Here is a 19463-nt window from a genome sequence, read left to right as displayed (position 1 = left end):
TCGATGCCGCTATTTTTCTAAATCTAATTAATATCAACGATATACATTGTCCCTTTATCCGTTTTACCGGTCTTAGGGAGAATCTTCGCTTTTGGGTTGCCGTTTCCGTCATCTACGATCCCGAAATCATCATCATTGAAAACTGCAATTTTATTGTTACCTAAATAAACCAGGCCTTCAAATTTATCATGTTCATAGCCTATTTTTGCGACAAGGTCAACAGCTAACTTCTTGGAAACGGCCTGGATTCCTGCTGCTGAAATTTCGCTCCACGTACACTGCTCCAAAGCTTTCCCATTGATTTTCACCCCGTCAACCGCTGCGAGATCGCTTCCGTTTACATCAGATGCTCCGGCAATATTGATTCTGTATACTTTTTTAATTCCTCCCTGGGAACCGAAGTTCCCGTCTCTTTCAATCACTAAAAACTCGGTGTTGCTGATGGCTGTAATATCACATACGGAATCTGAGGCTCCTCCGTCCTGCTGATACAGGAACTGCTTGGTTTGTCCTGATGCAATATCGAAAGTAACAATTCTGGTCAGTGTTTTATTGGTTGCTGCGTTTTTACTCGGCACATACATCATGGACTGTATCGTTCCCACCAATGTTTTCCCGTCAGGAGTCATACACAATCCTTCCATTCCTCTGTTCGCCCTTCTCTTAGCCAGAACTGCCGGCAGTTTTCTTGTTCCCGTATTCACACCGATCGGACTGATTCTTTCCATCTCAATACCTTCTGCGCTGTAATGTACAATGTGAGGTCCATATTCATCAGATACCCAGAAAGTACCATCCGCAGCTGCTACAATACTTTCACTGTCCAGTCCGTAATTATCGGTTCCCAAGACATTTCCATTGGCATCATACGCTGTTTCTCCGGTACTTCCCATTCCTGCCGGGTTCGGAAGCCCTGTAATCGCCTGTCCGGAAGGATTTTTAAGCTTGATGTATTTAATCACCTCAATATTCCCTTCAGCATTAATTTTAAAATGCATAATGGTGGGAGTAAAGGAAGGAGTAAGGAATTTTTTTCCGTTTAAATAGTCAGTGTTTGGACCGCGGTCTGTTATTACGTAAAATTCTCCTTTTCTGGTAGGATGCGCCGCCGCTCCTGAACCGAAACCGCCATTGATCACGGGAACACCGTTAACCGTTGCCATGGTAGAGAAAGGGAATTCCTGGGGTAATTTAGAGTAATTGATATCCTGGTTGCTTACGCTATCGTCTGTGTTGTTGTTACATGCCGTAAAAGAAATAAGGGCAAGTACAGGAAATAAGAATTTTTTCATGTTTACTTTTATTGGATGCGAAAGTAACTATTATATGTAAACTGATCTTAAATGGAATGACAACTGTATTTTAATTTACAGAATAAAAAAGACCCGGAAAAATACCGGGCCTTCTATCTTCGATCTTAAATTAAGGCTTACAAAGTTTGTTCTTCATGCTTGCCTTCCAGGATTTCTTCCACCATTTTGGCATTAAAGGCAGGAAGGTCTTTTGGAGTACGGCTTGTGACCAAACCGTTATCTACCACCACTTCACTGTCTTCCCATTCCGCCCCTGCATTTTTCAGGTCTTTGCTGATAGAATTTACCGAAGTCATATTTCTTCCTTGTACCACCTCTGCATTAATTAAAATCTGCGGACCATGGCAGATTGCAGCTACCGGCTTTTGCTGCTGAAAGAAATCTCTTACAAATGATAAAGCGGTTTCATTAGTTCTTAACTGGTCAGGATTAATAACACCGCCCGGCAATACCAACGCATCATAATCCGATGCATGTGCCTCATCCAAGGTTTTATCAACGGGATATTCCTTTCCCCAGTCTTTTTCTGCCCAGGCCTTGATTGTTCCTGATTCAGGACTTATGATATGAGCCGTCCAGCCCTGCTGTTCCAAATGTTCTTTCGGTGATTTTAATTCGCTTTCTTCAAACCCATCGGTTGCTAAAATTGCAATTTTCTTTGACATAATTTTGTGATTTAGTGTTATGCCGGTTTTATTGGAAAAATAATGCCGTTATCAATTCTGAACTTATAAATAAATGTTAAAGTTCAGTTATGTGTATTATCTATTGATCAATTTAGAAAACCACATGTAAGATAAAACAGTTTAATCTTTCTTTATAGCAATAAGTGCAGATGATGATAAACTGCAATACATAAAAAACGCATCAAAATTAATTGATGCGCCATATTTTCCTTTTCAGAAAATCATTTCTTCTCTTTAGATCTTTGTAAAACTTCGTCTACCATTCCGAAATCTTTTGCTTCTGTAGAAGTCATCCAATAATCCCTGTCTGATGCTTTCTCAACCCATTCGTAAGTCTGGCCTGAATGATCGGAAATAATATCGTATAATTCTTTTTTAAGCTTTAACATCTCACGTAAGTTGATCTCCATATCAGAAGCCACTCCTTGTGCACCTCCTGAAGGCTGGTGAATCATTACTCTTGAATGCTTTAATGCCGAACGTTTTCCTTTTTCTCCTGCTACAAGCAATACAGCTCCCATAGAAGCGGCAATCCCTGTACAGATGGTCGCTACATCAGGCTTGATGATCTGCATGGTATCATAAATACCTAACCCTGCGTAAACGCTTCCGCCCGGAGAATTGATATAGATCTGGATGTCTTTTGAAGGATCTGCACTTTCAAGGAATAAAAGCTGTGCCGTAACAATATTGGCTACCTGGTCATCGATTCCTGTGCCCAAAAAGATAATCCTGTCCATCATCAGACGGGAGAACACGTCCATCTGCGCTACGTTTAATCTTCTTTCTTCCATGATATACGGCGTAAGGTTAGTAGGGCCGTACATTCCCATATATTGATCAGTAGCCAAACCGCTGTTTCCCAAATGCTTTGTAGAGAAATCTCTGAATTCTTTTTTAATGTCCATATTTCTGTTGTGTATATTAAAATTTACGAAGTTTAAATTACAACTTTTATTCCTAAAATTTTACAGGACTTTTTGTCATAGAAAAGTATGGCTGCATCAGCAAGATGTCTTATAATCTTTATTTCCTGTTGGCATAAATGCCTTTAATAGGGGAATATTCAATCATATCGCTCAATCGGATAGACGCCTGTTTAAGAAGAGTAATTTGCTTAATAATTTCAAAATACCGGTTTTCATCCGTAGTACTGTATTGCTCCAGCTGCTTCGCAGTTTCTTTAATCAGATAATCAATATACCGGTATTTATGAAGTAATACATCTCCCCTGACCTGTTCGGCAATTTTATCGCCATAATTCGGCGGAAATATATTTCTGGAAGCCCAGTTTTCAAGATCGTCCAAAGGAAGAAGGGCATCTACTACTTTAGAAGTAATCTCCTCATCCATGAAATTGACAAAAAAACTGCCGCTTCTTAATTCATCATTCTGAATACCTTCTTTTACGTGATTAATGATCAGTTCATTATTCTTGGATAGAAAACTGTAATTTTCTTCTTCAAAATGATGCAGGATTTCTTCAATCACCGTAATCTGATATTCTTCATTCTTTTCATTGCTCCTCTTCAATACGACATCCCCAAACATGAGCATATGGTCCACCAGCTTATTTTCCATGAACAAAACATCGAATAAAAAGGGATCTTCTTTTCCCTCTTCTAACGGAACAATCTCCATTTTTGGAGGAGCAGCACTCTGCTTTTGCTGCTGAACGTGCTGGTTCTGGCTCTGGTTCTGCGTGATCTGCCGCTGAACATCAAGCTCATTGAAAAGACTCTGTTCAGACAGTCCGAATTTAGTGGAGACCTGCTTAAGATAAACTTCCCTTTTTAAAGCATTCTGAACAAAAGAAACCGATTTTACAATATCACGAATGGCTTCTGCTTTTTTTATCGGGTCATTCCCAACTTCCTTCAGAAGGATTTCAGCCTTAAAGTCAATGAAATCCATTGCTTCTTCCTCAATGAATTTCTCCACATATTCCTGCGGATGTTTCCGAGCAAAAGAATCGGGATCATCCCCGTCCGGAAATAAAAGGACGCGGATATTCATACCTTCCGTGAGCAGCATATCAATGCTCCGGAAACTGGCTTTAATTCCTGCATTATCACCATCAAAAAGAATGGTTACATTTTCAGTAAGCCTTTTGATCAGCTTTATTTGTTCCGTGGTTAAAGAAGTTCCGGAACTTGCCACCACATTCTCAATCCCGGACATATGGAGCGAAATCACATCCATATACCCTTCCACCAAAAGACAGACATTCTTTCTGGAAATGGCCTGCTTGCTTTGGTTTAGCCCGTAAAGGACATTGGACTTATGATAAATTTCCGTCTCGGGCGAATTAAGGTATTTTGCCGTTTTAACATTATTTTTCAGAATCCTTGCTCCGAAACCCAATACCCTGCCCGAAAAGCTGTGGATCGGAAACATCACCCTTTCCCGGAAACGGTCTATTCCCGAAGGTGTATTTTCCGGAAAGATCGAAAGCCCGGATTTTTCCAAGATTTCCTTATTGTAGCCTTTTTCTAAAGCATATGCCGTAAATGAATCTCTTTTTTCAGGAGAATAGCCGAGCTGGAACTTTTTAATAATATCGTCCTTTAGCTCACGTTCTTTAAAATACGCCAAACCGATAGACTTTCCTTCCTCGGAATCCCACAGGATTTCCTGAAAATAATCGTTGGCAATCTCGTGTATCTTATACAGTAAATCTCTTTCGGTATTCGCCTGCTTGGCTTCTTCAGAAAAAACTTTCTGATCCTCCTCGATCTCAATACCGTATTTTTTAGCGGCATGGCGAAGTGCTTCAGGATACGTAAAGTTTTCAATCTCCATCAGGAAAGAAATGGCAGTCCCGCCCTTTCCTGTCGAGAAATCTTTCCAGATCTGCTTACTTGGGGAAACGACAAAACTGGGAGATTTTTCATCATGAAACGGGCTCAATCCTTTAAAATTGGACCCTGCCCTCTTCAGCTGCACATATTCCCCGACAATTTCCTCTACACGGATTGTTGAAAAGATCTTGTCAATGGTCAGCTTGGAAATCATAATGTATAAGTATGGTAAGGAAGTAGAAAATTTTGCTACAAATATAACGGTTTATAGCTAATTTTGTATCAAAGAACTTGCATGCAATTTAATATAAAAAGCATAGATGACTGGCAGTCAATAGCTGAAACCGTCATATCAGAATTAAAACATCCTATCCTTTTACTAAAGGGAAATCTTGGTGCCGGGAAGACAACTTTCACACAGGTTTTACTTAAAAATCTAGGAAGCCTGGATGAGGTGAGCTCGCCTACTTACTCTATTGTCAACGAATATGACACGCCGAAAGGAAAAGTCTATCATTTTGACCTATACCGCCTGAAAAACATTGAAGAAGTCTATGATATCGGTATTGAAGAGTATCTGGACAATGCTTTTCTCTGCATTATCGAATGGCCTGAAGTGTATGAAGAAGAGCTTTACGGGCTTAAGTACCATGAAATGAGCATCATCAATACCGGAGAAAGCAGAGACGTTTCATTCGTATAAATATTATGTATCTTTGCTGTTGAAATTTGAATGTAAAATAACGATCTGTAAGAACTTAATTAATTTATAAGGATGAGTACTACAAACATTTTTACTCCTTTCACCGAAGAGGAACTGATGCCGAAAGAAGAAAAGCTGGAGGTCATTAAAAAGGGAAAACAGTTCAGCATAGGGATTCCGAAAGAAACCTCTCTGAATGAAAGAAGGACGTGCATAACGCCGGATGCCGTACAGGTGTTAGTAGAAAGTGGTCACGAAATTATTATAGAATCAGGAGCCGGAGAAGGTTCATTCTTTACAGATTTACAGTATTCCGAATCAGGAGCTAAAATTACAAATGATCCTAAAGAAGCTTTTGCCCAGGATCTAATTTTAAAAATCAATCCGCCTACCGAAGAGGAAATCGACTTTATGCGGCCTAATACCTATCTGGTTTCTGCACTTCAGATCAATTTAAGGGATAAGGATTACTTCTTAAAGCTTGCAGACAAAAAGGTCAATGCCATTGCTTTCGAATTTATTGTTGACGAATATAAGCAACTGGCTTTGGTAAGGCTGATCGGGGAAATTGCAGGAACCGTTTCTATTTTGTATGCTTCAGAACTTCTTGCCTTGTCTAATGGTCTTATGCTGGGAGGCATAACAGGTGTACGCCCTGCGGAAGTAGTCGTTTTAGGAGCCGGCATTGTGGGTGAATTCGCTACAAAAGCAGCAATCGGACTGGGAGCCAACATAAGGGTATTTGATAATTCACTTTCAAAACTAAGAAGACTTCATACGCTGGTGGACAGCAGAGTTCCCACTTCTATTATTGATCCTAAGGAACTGAAAAAAGCATTGAGGAGAGCAGATGTGGTGATCGGTGCTCTGCCGAGACTTAATATGACTCCGGTAGTCACTGAAGATATGGTAATGAAAATGAAAAAAGGCAGTGTCATTATCGATATAACCATTGATAACGGAAAGGTCATTGAAACCTCGGAACTCACCACTATGGAAAACCCTTACATCATTAAACATGGCGTTATCCACTGCGGGCTTCCGAATCTTACTTCAAGAATGCCGAGAACCACAACAAAAGCCGTTTCCAATTTCTTTCTATCCTATATTTTAAATTATGATGAAGAGGGAGGTTTTGAAAATATGCTGGTCCGAAAGAATGAAATGAAGCAGAGCCTTTATATGTACAAAGGAAGGCATACTAAAAAAATCATCTGCGACCGTTTCGGGCTTACCTATCATGATATCAATCTTTTAATTTTCTAATGAAAAAACTGAAGTTCTACTTAATCGGCCTTATTCCCGGGCTTATTCTTGTATTTTTTATATTAAACAAAAAAGGGGCAAGCTGTAGCGGTTACCTACCCAACAGCAGGGTGATTGCAGAAACACTTTCTAAAGATTTCAAATATTCAGATGAGGCAAAAACGGCCATGCAGACATTGAAAATCAATGAAAAATTCCTGAAAGACAGCATCATTACCCATGGAATAATAGACTTTGACAGGAGCCAGGCTCAGAAAAAACCATGTCCTGCCTATCTTTTAACGTATCCTGAGAAAAATCCTAAGTACGAAATTACATTTGAAAAGTGTGGGGAAAACATGACCTTGAATTCTTTAAAGAAACTGAGGTAATAATAACTATAAATATGTTTACCCGTAAAAATCTCTTTTTCAGGCCTTTTATTTAAATAATTAGCACATTGTATTTATGGACGGCAATTATTACATGATTCATGACTACCTGATATTCATCGCGGTATTTGCCATTTTCCTTTTTTTAACAGTCGCTGTTTTTTTATTCAGTCAGAATCAGGCAATACGGAAAAAAAACGCCAGGCTGGCAGCTACCAACAAGCTTATAGAACAAAGGCTGAACGAAGTACAGCTTGAGCATATCGGCACCAAACTGAATCCTCATTTATTTAAAAATATTCTGAATTCAGTTCAGTCCCATGCCTATCACACTTATATGTCACTGGATAAACTGGCCAATGTGCTGGATTATATTCTGTACGAAAGCAACAATAAATTCGTAAGCCCGAAAGAAGAACTTCACTTTGCATTAAGCCTTATTGAGATTAATAAAATTAAAGTGAATCCCTTATTCGATTTCAGGATCAAATCCAAAATAGATAAATCCGATGAAATGTATGAGGAAAAGGTTTTCGCTCCTCTGATCACGGTAGACCTGATAGAAAATGCATTTAAGCATACGGATTTTCTGGCTCAGGACTCCTTTATTTCGATTCAGATAGAACTTGAGGATGGTACTTTTATGATGAAGGTCAGCAATAAAGCTTCTCTGAAAAACATGCTGGAAAAAGAAAAAAGCGGATTTGGGAGCCAGTCTCTTGATCAGAGGCTGAAAATGATTTACAGTAACTTTTATATGCTTCAAAAAAATTCAAAAAACGGTATCTTCACGGCGGAACTAACAATTAATTTTAGGGAATTCTATGATAAAATGCGTTATTCTTGATGATGAATTACTGGCGATCAGTTATTTAAAATTGCTCTGTGAACAGATCGACCATGTGGAAGTGGTAAAGGCATTCAATGACCCTAAAGCCTTTTTAAATGAGATCGATCAGATTGATTGCGACGTTTGTATCCTTGATATTGAAATGCCCGGAATTAACGGACTCCAGGTGGCAGAGCTTATTTCAGGATCAAAAAAAATTATTTTTACTACCGCTTATAAGGAATATGCTGCCGAAGCATTTGACCTGAATGTTGTGGATTACGTTAGAAAACCAATCAAAAAAGAAAGGCTGGCACAAGCGTTTGAAAAAGCTCAAACACTGATTCAGCAGCCTGCAAGAAAAGACTTTATTGAATGGAATACCAACATCGGTAAAACAGTCATCTTTACGGCCCAGATTGTCTACATTAAAACTTCCGAGATCGACAGCAGGGATAAAGACATCATTTTGAACGACGGAACAAAAATGGTCTTAAAAAACCTCAATTTTAAAAATCTCCTGGACATGCTTCCTGCAAAAGATTTTGCCCAAGTCAATAAAAAAGAGGTGATCGCGCTGTCCTCTATAAAAATATTCTCAACCACTGAAATCATCACCACCATCCCTTCTGAAAATGGTCATTTTTTAAAACTACAGATCGGTGAAACCTATAAAAGCTCATTGATGGAACTTTTCGGGAAATAAATAGTTCACTTATTTATATTTCAGCTTTCAACCTGCTACAACTTCAAAAATGCAAAATAAAACGAAGCCTGTAAAATGAGGACCGACTTTGGATATCCGTTCTCGTATGTTTCATTACATTATTTCTCTTTTTGGTTACATTTTAAGAAGTCGCTCTGGTATCATTCATATATTCTTAGGAGATTTGCACTTTAATTAAGCGGAATTATGAGTTTGGGAAAATATAAAAACATTATTTTTTACATCACCACCATTGCATTTTTTTCATGTCTGATGTATTGGTTTTTTATAGAGGGAAAAACACTTGAAATCGGAGAAAACATTGCCATTCCTAAAACCACCGGTTCTACTATGTGGGAAAATTTCACCGATTCATTTATGATAAATCTTCATCATCCGTTGGCCTTGCTCCTGGCACAGATTATTACCATTATTCTCGTTGCCAAACTCTTCGGCTGGATATGCGTAAAATTGAAGCAGCCTTCGGTTATCGGTGAAATGATTGCGGGTATTGTTCTCGGGCCTTCTCTTTTCGGGTTATATTTCCCGGAGCTTTCGGCTTTTATTTTCCCAAGAGAATCCCTTCCCAACTTACAGTTTTTGAGCCAGATCGGGCTTATTCTTTTCATGTATATCGTCGGGATGGAACTTGATCTCAGTGTTCTGAGAAAAAGAGCCCATGATGCAGTAGTCATAAGTCATGCAAGCATTATTTTTCCCTTTGCTTTAGGAGTAGGACTGTCTTATTTTATTTATAAGGAATTCGCTCCGGAAGGCATTCAGTTCAGCTCATTTGCCTTATTTATTGCGATCGCAATGAGTATCACGGCTTTTCCTGTTCTGGCAAGAATTGTACAGGAAAGAAATCTTCATAAAACAAAAATCGGTACCGTTGTCATCACCTGCGCTGCTGCAGACGATATTACAGCCTGGTGTATCCTGGCTGCTGTTATTGCGATTGTAAAGGCAGGATCTTTTTCAGGATCCGTATTTGTAATTTTAATGGCGGTTCTGTATGTATTTATCATGATCAAAGCGGTCAGACCGTTTCTTCACAGGATTGCTGAGTCTCAGAAAGGAAAAGGCTTTATCAGCAAAGCACTGGTAGCTGTGTTTTTTCTGATCTTAATTATTTCCTCTTACGCAACAGAAGTCATTGGGATCCATGCGCTTTTCGGAGCATTTATGGCGGGTGCGGTCATGCCGGAAAACGTAAAGTTCAGGAACCTGTTCATAGAAAAGATAGAAGATGTCGCTCTGGTTCTTTTACTTCCGCTTTTCTTCGTTTTTACAGGATTAAGAACTCAGATCGGACTGCTGAACGATCCTCATCTCTGGAAGATCGGCGGATTCATCATCCTGACAGCAGTCACAGGGAAGTTTGTAGGGAGTGCCCTTACGGCAAAATTCCTTAACCTGAGCTGGAAAGACAGTCTCACGATAGGCGCATTAATGAATACAAGAGGACTTACCGAACTGATTGTACTTAATATCGGATATGATTTGGGTGTCTTGGGTCCGGAATTATTTGCAATGCTCGTCATTATGGCCTTATTCACCACATTCATGACGGGGACTTGCCTCGATCTTATCAATTATATTTTCAAAGGAGGAAAATCAATGACTGACGATGAAAAAAGAGATGGCAATGATGCTAAATACAAGGTCCTGCTATCCTTTGAAACCCCACAATCCGGAAGTGCACTCCTGAAGCTGGCTGATAATTTCACCCGCAAAATGAACGGAAATAAAAGTGTTACCGTGATGAATATTGCTCCTGTTGATGAACTTCATGCCTTTGAGATTGACGACTTTGAAAAAGAACAGTTTAAAAATGTCATTGAAACATCAAATGAGCTGGATCTTGAAATCACCACCCTTTTTAAAGCTTCTACTGATGTAGAAAGTGATCTTACCAACATTACCAATAAAGGCAATTATGATCTTCTCCTCATTATGCTGGGAAAATCCATGTATGAGGGAAGTTTGTTGGGAAGGCTTCTAGGCTTTACCACCAAAATCATCAATCCCGAAAAGCTGTTGAATACCGTGAAAGGAAAAGGAAACATTTTCAATAACTCTCCTTTTGACGATTTTACACTTCAGATTTTAGATAAAACCAATATTCCGGTAGGGATTTTGGTTGAGAAAGAATTTAAAACAGCGGATAGGGTTTTTGTCCCTATTTTTAACCTGAGTGATTTCTACCTTTTGGAGTATGCGAAAAGACTCATTAATAACAATAATTCACAGATCATTATTCTGGATGTTGCCGGGCAGATCAGGAATAATATCGAAGTAAAGGAACTGATCAGAAGTATTGAGCAGGTTGCCCCTAACCACATCACTTTATATAATGAGAAGAGGATCGAAAAAGAATTTCTGAATGCACAGGATCTGATGCTGATCAGCAGCAAAAGCTGGAAAAGCCTGATTGACACCAAGAGCCTTTGGCTATCAGATATTCCGTCGACCTTGATTATCAGCAACCCTCAATAGGGAATGGTAATTGTGCTGTACAAACTGGGCGTTTTTTGAAATGGCTTTTACCTATTTAAAATAATGACACCTGTACAGCACAATTACCATTCACATTTTTAATCTTAATTAAAAATTCATATCTTCGTATGATGATTATCAATACTGGAACATATTATTACGGAATTTTTACCTCAAATTTGGGATAAGGATTTCTTATATAGATAACGTAAACCTCGTCCACGGACGGGGTTTTTTGATTTTAGATTTAAATAAAGATGAAAATAAGTATTATTGGAACCGGGTTGATCGGCGGATCAATGGCTTTGAAATTGAAACAGAAAGGGATGGCAGATTTTATTTACGGTATAGACCATAACCGGAATCATATAAATGAAGCTTTACGTTTAAAGATCATTGATGCTGAATCCGATCTGGAATACGGCATTAAAAATTCCGATCTGGTTATTATTGCAATCCCTGTAGATTCTGCAAGGAGTTTACTGCCGAAAATCCTGGATTTGATTTCAGACCATCAGACGGTGATGGACGTCGGGTCTACGAAGGCTGGAATTGTGAATGCTGTACAGCACCATCCCAAACGTCCGAGATTCGTGGCATTTCACCCGATGTGGGGAACGGAGAACAGCGGCCCTGCATCTGCTGTTTCAGATAGCTTTTCGGGAAAGGCAGGAGTCATCTGCAACAAGGAAGAATCTGCTGCTGATGCATTGCAAACGGTTGAAAAAATTGCTGAAAATCTAGGCATGCACCTGATCTATATGAATGCAGGAGACCACGATATTCATACCGCTTATATTTCCCATATTTCCCATATCACCTCATATGCTTTGGCCAATACGGTTTTGGAAAAAGAACGTGAGGAAGAAACTATCTTTCAGCTGGCAAGCTCGGGGTTTTCCAGTACAGTCCGACTCGCAAAATCCCATCCTGAAATGTGGGTTCCGATTTTTAAGCAGAATAAAGAAAATGTTCTTGATGTCCTCAATGAGCATATTTCGCAGCTGAGAAAGTTTAAATCTGCTTTGGAAAAAGAGAACTACGAGTATTTAGGAGAACTGATTAACCATGCGAATAAAATAAGAGGCATTCTTGGTAAATAAAAAAGCAGATACAGCAATCGTTTATATATGGAAAATAAACTTAAATAGCGTAAAGCGAGAAAATGTATAATTTGAAGAAAATAAAAACAAGCAAAATCCTTAGAACAACATTCTAAGGATTTTATATTTAATTACATCTTAAAAATTAACATTCTGGTACGTTCACTGCGATGGCCAGGCCACCTTCGGAGGTTTCTTTAAACCTGTCGTTCATCGAAAGTGCTGTTTCCCACATCGTCTGAATGACTTCATCCAGCGTTACTTTAGCTTTTGAAGGATCACTTTCCAACGCAATATTGGCAGCCGTGATGGCTTTAATGGCTCCCATGCTGTTCCTTTCGATACAAGGAATCTGAACCAGTCCTTTGATCGGATCACAGGTTAAACCCAAATGATGTTCCATCGCAATTTCCGCCGCCATCAGCACCTGGCCGACACTTCCTCCCAAAATTTCTGTAAGTCCGGCTGCAGCCATTGCTGAAGAAACTCCGACTTCCGCCTGACAGCCTCCCATTGCTGCAGAGATCGTCGCATTTTTCTTGAACAATGTTCCGATTTCACCTGCGACCAGCAAAAACCTTATGATGTTCTCTTCATCAATAGCGTCAGTAAAAGCCTGTGCATACATAAGTACGGCGGGAATCACTCCGCTGGCTCCGTTGGTAGGTGCGGTAATTATTCTTCCGAAGCTGGCATTTTCTTCATTCACTGCCAATGCGAAACAGGCAATCCATTTATTGATATTGGTAAAGTTTTCTTCTGAGTCAACAACCTGCTGAAACCATTCATCTTTATTTCTGTAGATTTTATCGCCTAATAATTTCCTGTTGATTCCGGCTGCTCTGCGCGTCACATTCAGGCCGCCGGGAAGAATACCTTCCTTGTTCACTCCTTTATAAATACATTCTTTAATCTGCTGCCAGATGTAGAGTGCCTCCTGCCTGGTTTCTTCCTGTGTTCTCCAGCTTTCTTCATTAATTAAAATTAAATCAGAGATCCTGCTGAATCCCAATTGCTGGCAGTATTTTGAAATATCTGATGCTTTGTGGCAAGGATATAAGGTCCGGATACAGTGCTTTTCTATGGAATTTTTTTCCTGGCTTGCGATAAAACCTCCACCCACAGAATAAAAATCCTGAACAAGCTCTGTCCCATCTTCAAAAACCGCTTTAAAAATCATTCCGTTAGGGTGAAAATCAAGGGATTTCTGCATATTCAGAATCAAATGATGCCCGTAAATAAAAGGAATTTCTTTTTCACCACCCAGATTGAGGATCTGTGTACTTTTTATCTTTTCAATTTTCTCATCAATTTTTGAAGTATTGATGGTCTTAAAATCCTCACCGTTTAAACCCAGCATTCCCGCAATATCGGTTCCGTGCCCAATCCCTGTTTTAGCCAAAGAGCCGAAAAACTCAAGAAAGACTTCTTTTACCTCAGCAACAGACCTTTCCCTTTTTATTATCCTGATAAAGGCAGAAGCTGCATTCCATGGCCCCATGGTGTGGGAACTTGAAGGTCCTATTCCAACCTTAATAATTTCAAAAACCGATATTGATTCCATATAGAAAATTCGTACATTTTTCCTTAACGCAAAGATACACGATAAATCGAAATGCAAAAGCCGGAGATAGAAAATCACTTCCCGCTTTACGAATTATATATGAATACCTACAGATCATTTTTTAAATCCAAAGACTGAATTGAGATTTAAAAATCAACGCCAAAAAGAATTAAAATTATTTTCAGCAAAGAGTTTCTTCATGCTGGGAGATGTCTAATCCGAGTTCTTCAGATTCTTCAGAAACCCGCAACGTAATAATTTTATCTGTAATTTTATACAATACAAATGATCCGAAAAAAGCAAATAACGACACAAGAATCAAAGCCATCATATGATGGGCAAAAATCTCAAAACCACCGTGAAGCAGGCTGGCATTTTCACCGTGGGCAAAAATTGCCGTTAAAATCATTCCCATAATTCCGCCGACACCATGGCATGCAAAAACATCCAGCGTATCGTCAATTTTCTTTAAAGCTTTCCAATTGAGCATGATATTTGAAACAATAGCTGAGATAAATCCAATAAAAATACTTTCAGCAATCGAGACAAAGCCACATCCGGGAGTGATCGCTACCAAACCAACCACCGCACCGATGCAGGCTCCCAAGGCAGAAATTTTTCTCCCCTTAATCCTGTCGAAAAAGATCCACGTCATCATCGCCGAGCCGGAAGCAATGGTCGTTGTTCCAAAAGCCATTGCTGCTGTTGCATTAGCACTTAAAGCAGAACCGGCATTAAACCCGAACCAGCCGAACCAAAGCATTCCGGTTCCCAACAGGACATAAGAAATATTCGATGGCTCGTGATGCGGCTTTTTCCGGTTGCCCACGACTAATGCACCTGCTAAGGCAGCAAAGCCGGCGCTCATGTGTACCACTGTGCCTCCGGCAAAATCTTTAATGCCAAAGTATTTGTTTAACAATCCGTCCGGATACCAGACCATATGGCACAACGGTGTATAGATAAAAATACTGAAAAGCACCATGAATAAAAGGTATGAGACAAAGCGTACCCTTTCGGCAAAAGACCCTGTAATCAAAGCAGGAGTGATAACTGCAAATTTCATCTGAAATAAAGCAAAAAGCACAAACGGAATGGTGGAAGCCATCATTTTATGTGGTAAGACGCCCACCCCGTTAAAAAAAGGATAGCTTAAAGGATTTCCTATAATTCCATAATGTTCACCATTCATTGTAAACCCGATTGAATCACCAAAGGAAAGCGAAAAACCGATGACCACCCATATAATGGAAATGACGCCTAAAGCAATAAAACTCTGAAGCATGGTGGAAATTACATTTTTCTTACCTACCATTCCCCCGTAAAAAAATGATAAACCCGGCGTCATTAATAAAACAAGACCTGCTGCTGCCAGAATCCATGCAACATCTGCCCCTACAATTTTATCTTCAGATAAAAACTCACCGGTATTAGGAACACCAACCTGAGGACTCCAGAATAATCCCCCAATTGCAATACATGTAATAATTGAGAATGAAACGATCCATTTTAACCCTACTTTCATAAAATTTAATTTAAACCCTACCAAATTTAGGTATTAATTTTACAAAAACTAACTTTTATTTAATATACCCCTTAAAAATTTAATACAAATTAAAAAAATATTATTTCTAACCAAAGACCTCTTTCAAAATAAGTGATACTTCTTTAGATCTTGTGGCAGGAAAAAGATGGGTGCCTCCTTTAATAATATAGTTTGGCTTGGAATTTTTCAAAGGAAAAACAATATCCTGATCTCCCAGAATCTGTATTACTTCGGGATCTTCATCAAATGTCCAATCAGCAATTTTTTCTATTGACCATTTAAGATAATAAGGATCCCTTACCTTAAAATACTGTAGAACTTTTGGATTTTTGGGATCAAAAAATTTTCTGAATACAGAGTATATACGGGTGGTTTTCTCATTGAAAAATGTCAGAGGCAGTATTTTTGGCAGCTTCGTTATTTGTCCCGTTTTTATAAGCCGTGACTTTTCCTTATCAGATTTTATGCTTCCGAGGATAACTACTTTTTGGGCAGGTTTTATTTTATGTATTTCCTGTACCATAATTCCACCAAAGGAATACCCCAAAAGGTAAAACGGAGCTGAATCATCAATTCCCTCTGCCATTCTCTTCACATAATCCAGAAACCCTTCATTTTGCAGCGGAATAAGCCAATTGATAAAAACCACTTCATGATGATCCGGAAAATGAATCTTTTCCAATACGGTAAAATCCGCACCCAGGCCGCTTACTACATAAATTTTCATGTTACTAAAATAAAAAAAATCAAACAAAAAAATAAGCGGCTCCACAAGAAACCGCTTATTTATATTTTAAAGATCAGATTGATGCTATCCTTTCTTTTTCGGAGTTCTGTTTTCATTATCCAGCTTTTCCGTTGAAAGCTTGAATTGGATATCCATTTCGTTTTTGATAAAATAATCTTTCAGTGAAGACTGATAGAATACTTTGAAGTCTCTTCTGTTTAAGGAGAACTTTGCAGATTCAATTACCACTGTAAATTGAGTAATATATACGTTTGCAGGGAATGTAATGGTTTTTCTTACGCCTTTGATCGTGATATCCCCGTATACGGTAGAGTTGTATTCGCTGTTTGCCAGAGGAATAATTTTCGTCAGGTGAAATTTTGCAAGAGGGAACTTTTTAACCTCGAAAAAGTTGGTGCTTTTCAGGTCATTTGTCAGTTTTACCTGATCTTCATCTGAAACATCTCCTGCCATAATAGATTTCATGTCAATCACGAATTCCCCGTCAACCAAAACCGTTTTATCGAAAGTAAATTTTCCACTTTTAAGTTTTACTGTTCCTGAATGAGAGGTAGGAACCGTCTTTACCACTTTATATCCCCACCATCTGATCTCAGACGAGGTTACCTTTACCACTTTATCTCCCTTCTTCTGAGCGAAAACAAATGACATGCTCACACACATCATAGCAAACAATAGTAATCTTTTCATTTTTTTTATTTACAATTCAACAAAAATAAAAAAAAGTGTAGAACTTCTACACTTTTAACAATCTTTTTTTGATTAAATTATTTTGCTGTTACTTTTACAAGCAAATCCATATCATCTTTCACAAGGACATCCTGCATGGTTGATTTATAAGCAACGTCAAATTTCTGTCTGTCGATGGTGAATTTTTTTGAAGCAAGAGTTACTGTTCCGTTCGTATAAGTAATCTTGGCAGGGAAAGAAACAGCATTGGTTTTTCCTTTTACCGTTAAATTTCCTGTTACCAGAGAATTGTAAACTTTGTCATTGTTTTTCTTTACGCCTGTAATTTTAAAAGTTGCCGTCGGGAATTTTTCAACTTCAAAGAAATCACCGTTTTTAAGGTGTCCGTTCAGTTTCTGCTGGTATTCACCGGTAAGATCGGTAGCATTAATGGAAGTCATATCCAATACGAAAGTACCTCCAACAAGCTGATTCCCTTTCATCACCATTTCTCCTGATTTTACTTTTACGGTTCCGTTGTGAGAGCTGGCTTCAGATTTTGCAATCTTGTATCCCCACCACTGGATATCAGAACCTACTACTTTTTTTGCCTGGCCGAAAGCCAATCCACTGGCTAATACTGCTAATAAGAATATTTTTTTCATTTGAAATAAAAAGTAAATTATTTATTATTTTACTAGTGCAAATCTAATCAACTGTATCGTTAGATTGTCTTGATGTACATCAATAAATAATTATATTTTTATCAGCTGCTATTTGTTGTCATTCCATAAAAAAACTCCGGAGATCCGGAGTTCAGTTTAGTCTTGATAATAAGCAGTATACAGTGCAATGCCGTTAAGGGCAGTCTGATCCTGCTTGATCAGGTAAATCGGAATATTTTTCAGCATTTCTTCCATCTTATCACTGATTTTATATTTTTCATAGAATTTATCTTTGTCGATATACGCTCTGATCTCCTGAGGAATATCTCCGGAAATAAGCAGGCCTCCTGTTGCCTTAAGCTTCAAGGTAAGGTTATTGGCCTCTCTCGCCAGGAATTCCAGGAAGGTATCCAAAGCAATCTTACAGATCAAGACTTCGTCTTCTACGGCTGCTTTATATAATTCCTGAACAAAGTTGCCATTATTCAGCTTTTCTGCAAGACCTTCCGGTTCAGGATGTCTTTTAACGTCTCTTAAGAACCTGTAAATATTGAAAAGTCCTGCTTTAGACAACACATTCTCCCAACTTACGATTCCATACAGATTGTTAAGGAACTGATAAAATTCAACCTCAACGGTGGTTCGGGGAGAAAATTCGGAATGTCCTCCTTCGGAAGCGAAAGGTCTAAGGTATTTTCCGTCAAAAAAATATCCGGCTTCACCCAGCCCGTTCCCCGGTGCCAGGATGGCTACGTTCCCTTTTTCCAGATGTCCGCTGGTATAAATCGGCTCAAGATCACTGTCTTCAAGAAGACCCATCCCGTAGGCTGAAGCTTCCTGGTCGTTCAGCATATCTACCTTTTCAAAGCCGAAATCTCTCGAATACTCTTCCATATCAAGGTTCCAGCCTAATCTTTCCGGGCGGCTCCTTCCGTTAAGAACCGGCCCAGGAACGGCCATACCGAATCTTTTTATGTTTTCCAGCTGGTTATCCTGAATAAACTTCTTTAAAATATCTGAAAAAGCAGTGTATTCTTTGGTAGGATAACTTTGTTGGATTTTAATCTCAAGACCTCCGTTACCGGAAACAAAATAACCTAATGTTGTCACGTCTTCACGAAGGTTTGCGCCAATGATAGAAACATTATCATTGCTACCGTTTTTTACGCCCGGTAAATAAAGTGGAAATTTTGGATTCAAAATCATAACCTCAAATTTTATCAAATATAATAATACTTTTGTAAATGTCCGCTGTAAATAAAAAACCTTTTCAAAAGCTCGAAAAGGTTTGGCTGATAATTACTTATATAAATCTAACTATTTTCCTAAAGGAATGTTGTAAGAAAACCCTACTCCAATATTGCCTACATTGTAGTCCTGATTAGGCATATCACCGTTGCTTCCTACAAATACCTTCTGATACTGTACAAAGAAATTCCAGTCCTGGTTGTGATATCCGATCTCAGGCTTGATATAAAACCCTCCATTCGGACGGTCTGTTGCAGCATTTGCAGCAACTTTATCATTACCTACTAACAAACCGTACCCTAAATCAGTCCCGAAGTAGAATCCCATTTGTTTAGGATAAATTCTGATTAAAGCAGCTATAGGAACTACTCCTACATCATTGTTATCATATCCGTTGTTTTCTTTTCCAAAATAATGGCTGTATCCTGTTGCAATACCTAATCCGAAGCCCGGCGTTACCAGATTCTGATACGATACATCCAATCCGACAGCGGCGGAAAGGTTATCTGAAGGAACCGCTAAACCAACATTGGCACCCACCTTAATCATGTTGTTCATCTGTGCATTTTGAGCGCTTACTACACCAGCTGTTAAAAGTCCAGCCAATACTATTGCTTGTTTAAACATTTTCATACTTCTGATTTTAAAATTTCACTACGCTGACAGATGTAAAAATCATGCCAAGGAAAGTTTTTAATCCTTCTTATTAGCGATAATAGCTATACTGTATTGAGTATTAATTTATT

18 protein-coding genes are annotated in these 19463 nt (G+C 38.8%); 7 read left to right on the top strand and 11 right to left on the bottom strand.

The genetic code is table 11. The features are described from left to right. Positions 1–23: 23 nt before the first annotated feature. The 4 genes from MKJ01_RS06010 to dnaG form a co-directional block, all read right to left on the bottom strand. Entirely contained in the window at positions 24–1292 is a 1269-nt protein-coding gene (locus tag MKJ01_RS06010; protein ID WP_241612567.1) for an esterase-like activity of phytase family protein, read from the bottom strand. A 137-nt stretch (positions 1293–1429) separates the two neighbouring features. Further along, a complete protein-coding gene (locus MKJ01_RS06005; protein ID WP_241612566.1) occupies positions 1430–1978 on the bottom strand; it encodes a type 1 glutamine amidotransferase domain-containing protein in 549 nt (182 codons plus the stop codon). Between the two features lie 242 nt (positions 1979–2220). Continuing rightward, positions 2221–2907: an ATP-dependent Clp endopeptidase proteolytic subunit ClpP gene (gene clpP, locus MKJ01_RS06000; protein ID WP_241612565.1), complete on the bottom strand. Its 687-nt coding sequence runs from the start codon at positions 2905–2907 to the stop codon at positions 2221–2223. Positions 2908–3025: 118 nt separating this feature from the next. Then, positions 3026–5014, bottom strand: a complete 1989-nt coding sequence (gene dnaG / locus MKJ01_RS05995) for a DNA primase (protein ID WP_241612564.1) — start codon at positions 5012–5014, stop codon at positions 3026–3028. An 81-nt stretch (positions 5015–5095) separates the two neighbouring features. On the opposite strand from dnaG, the gene tsaE reads away from it, so the two are divergent. The 7 genes from tsaE to MKJ01_RS05960 all read left to right on the top strand — a co-directional run bounded on the left by tsaE (position 5096) and on the right by MKJ01_RS05960 (position 12277). After that, the gene (gene tsaE, locus MKJ01_RS05990) at positions 5096–5503 is read left to right on the top strand and encodes a tRNA (adenosine(37)-N6)-threonylcarbamoyltransferase complex ATPase subunit type 1 TsaE (protein WP_241612563.1); all 408 of its coding nucleotides are present in this window, start codon (positions 5096–5098) and stop codon (positions 5501–5503) included. A 72-nt stretch (positions 5504–5575) separates the two neighbouring features. Beyond that, complete coding sequence (locus tag MKJ01_RS05985) at positions 5576–6769, top strand: alanine dehydrogenase (protein ID WP_241612561.1); 1194 nt, start codon at positions 5576–5578, stop codon at positions 6767–6769. Then, positions 6769–7140: a hypothetical protein gene (locus MKJ01_RS05980; protein ID WP_241612560.1), complete on the top strand. Its 372-nt coding sequence runs from the start codon at positions 6769–6771 to the stop codon at positions 7138–7140. Before MKJ01_RS05985 ends, MKJ01_RS05980 begins: the two co-directional genes overlap by 1 nt. 76 nt (positions 7141–7216) lie before the next feature. Beyond that, entirely contained in the window at positions 7217–7987 is a 771-nt protein-coding gene (locus MKJ01_RS05975) for a histidine kinase (RefSeq protein ID WP_241612558.1), read from the top strand. Further along, complete coding sequence (locus tag MKJ01_RS05970; protein ID WP_241612555.1) at positions 7965–8675, top strand: LytTR family DNA-binding domain-containing protein; 711 nt, start codon at positions 7965–7967, stop codon at positions 8673–8675. The genes MKJ01_RS05975 and MKJ01_RS05970 overlap by 23 nt, the downstream gene beginning before the upstream one ends. Before the next feature lie 207 nt (positions 8676–8882). Then, a complete protein-coding gene (locus MKJ01_RS05965) occupies positions 8883–11174 on the top strand; it encodes a cation:proton antiporter (protein WP_241612553.1) in 2292 nt (763 codons plus the stop codon). A 257-nt stretch (positions 11175–11431) separates the two neighbouring features. Continuing rightward, a complete protein-coding gene (locus MKJ01_RS05960) occupies positions 11432–12277 on the top strand; it encodes a prephenate dehydrogenase (RefSeq protein WP_241612551.1) in 846 nt (281 codons plus the stop codon). 145 nt (positions 12278–12422) lie between these two features. Here the strand turns inward: MKJ01_RS05960 and MKJ01_RS05955 are convergent, their stop codons facing one another. From MKJ01_RS05955 to MKJ01_RS05925, 7 genes are all read right to left on the bottom strand, one after another. Beyond that, positions 12423–13841, bottom strand: a complete 1419-nt coding sequence (locus MKJ01_RS05955) for an L-serine ammonia-lyase (RefSeq protein ID WP_241612550.1) — start codon at positions 13839–13841, stop codon at positions 12423–12425. A 181-nt stretch (positions 13842–14022) separates the two neighbouring features. Then, positions 14023–15366: an ammonium transporter gene (locus tag MKJ01_RS05950; protein ID WP_241612549.1), complete on the bottom strand. Its 1344-nt coding sequence runs from the start codon at positions 15364–15366 to the stop codon at positions 14023–14025. A 106-nt stretch (positions 15367–15472) separates the two neighbouring features. Further along, positions 15473–16114, bottom strand: a complete 642-nt coding sequence (locus MKJ01_RS05945) for a hypothetical protein (RefSeq protein WP_241612548.1) — start codon at positions 16112–16114, stop codon at positions 15473–15475. 84 nt (positions 16115–16198) lie between these two features. Beyond that, positions 16199–16825 carry a YceI family protein gene (locus MKJ01_RS05940; protein WP_241612547.1) on the bottom strand — a complete coding sequence of 209 codons (627 nt, stop codon included), beginning with the start codon at positions 16823–16825 and terminating at the stop codon, positions 16199–16201. A gap of 77 nt (positions 16826–16902) precedes the next feature. After that, on the bottom strand, positions 16903–17469 hold the full coding sequence (locus tag MKJ01_RS05935) for a YceI family protein (RefSeq protein ID WP_241612546.1): 567 nt from the start codon (positions 17467–17469) through the stop codon (positions 16903–16905). A gap of 156 nt (positions 17470–17625) precedes the next feature. Next, entirely contained in the window at positions 17626–18675 is a 1050-nt protein-coding gene (locus tag MKJ01_RS05930) for a glucokinase (protein WP_241612545.1), read from the bottom strand. 111 nt (positions 18676–18786) lie between these two features. Further along, entirely contained in the window at positions 18787–19350 is a 564-nt protein-coding gene (locus MKJ01_RS05925; protein WP_241612544.1) for a hypothetical protein, read from the bottom strand. Between the last annotated feature and the right edge of the window lie 113 nt (positions 19351–19463).

The sequence above is a fragment of the Chryseobacterium sp. SSA4.19 genome (assembly GCF_022601875.1).
Taxonomy (GTDB): Bacteria; Bacteroidota; Bacteroidia; order Flavobacteriales; family Weeksellaceae; genus Chryseobacterium.
This window is presented reverse-complemented; position numbering and strand designations above follow the sequence as displayed.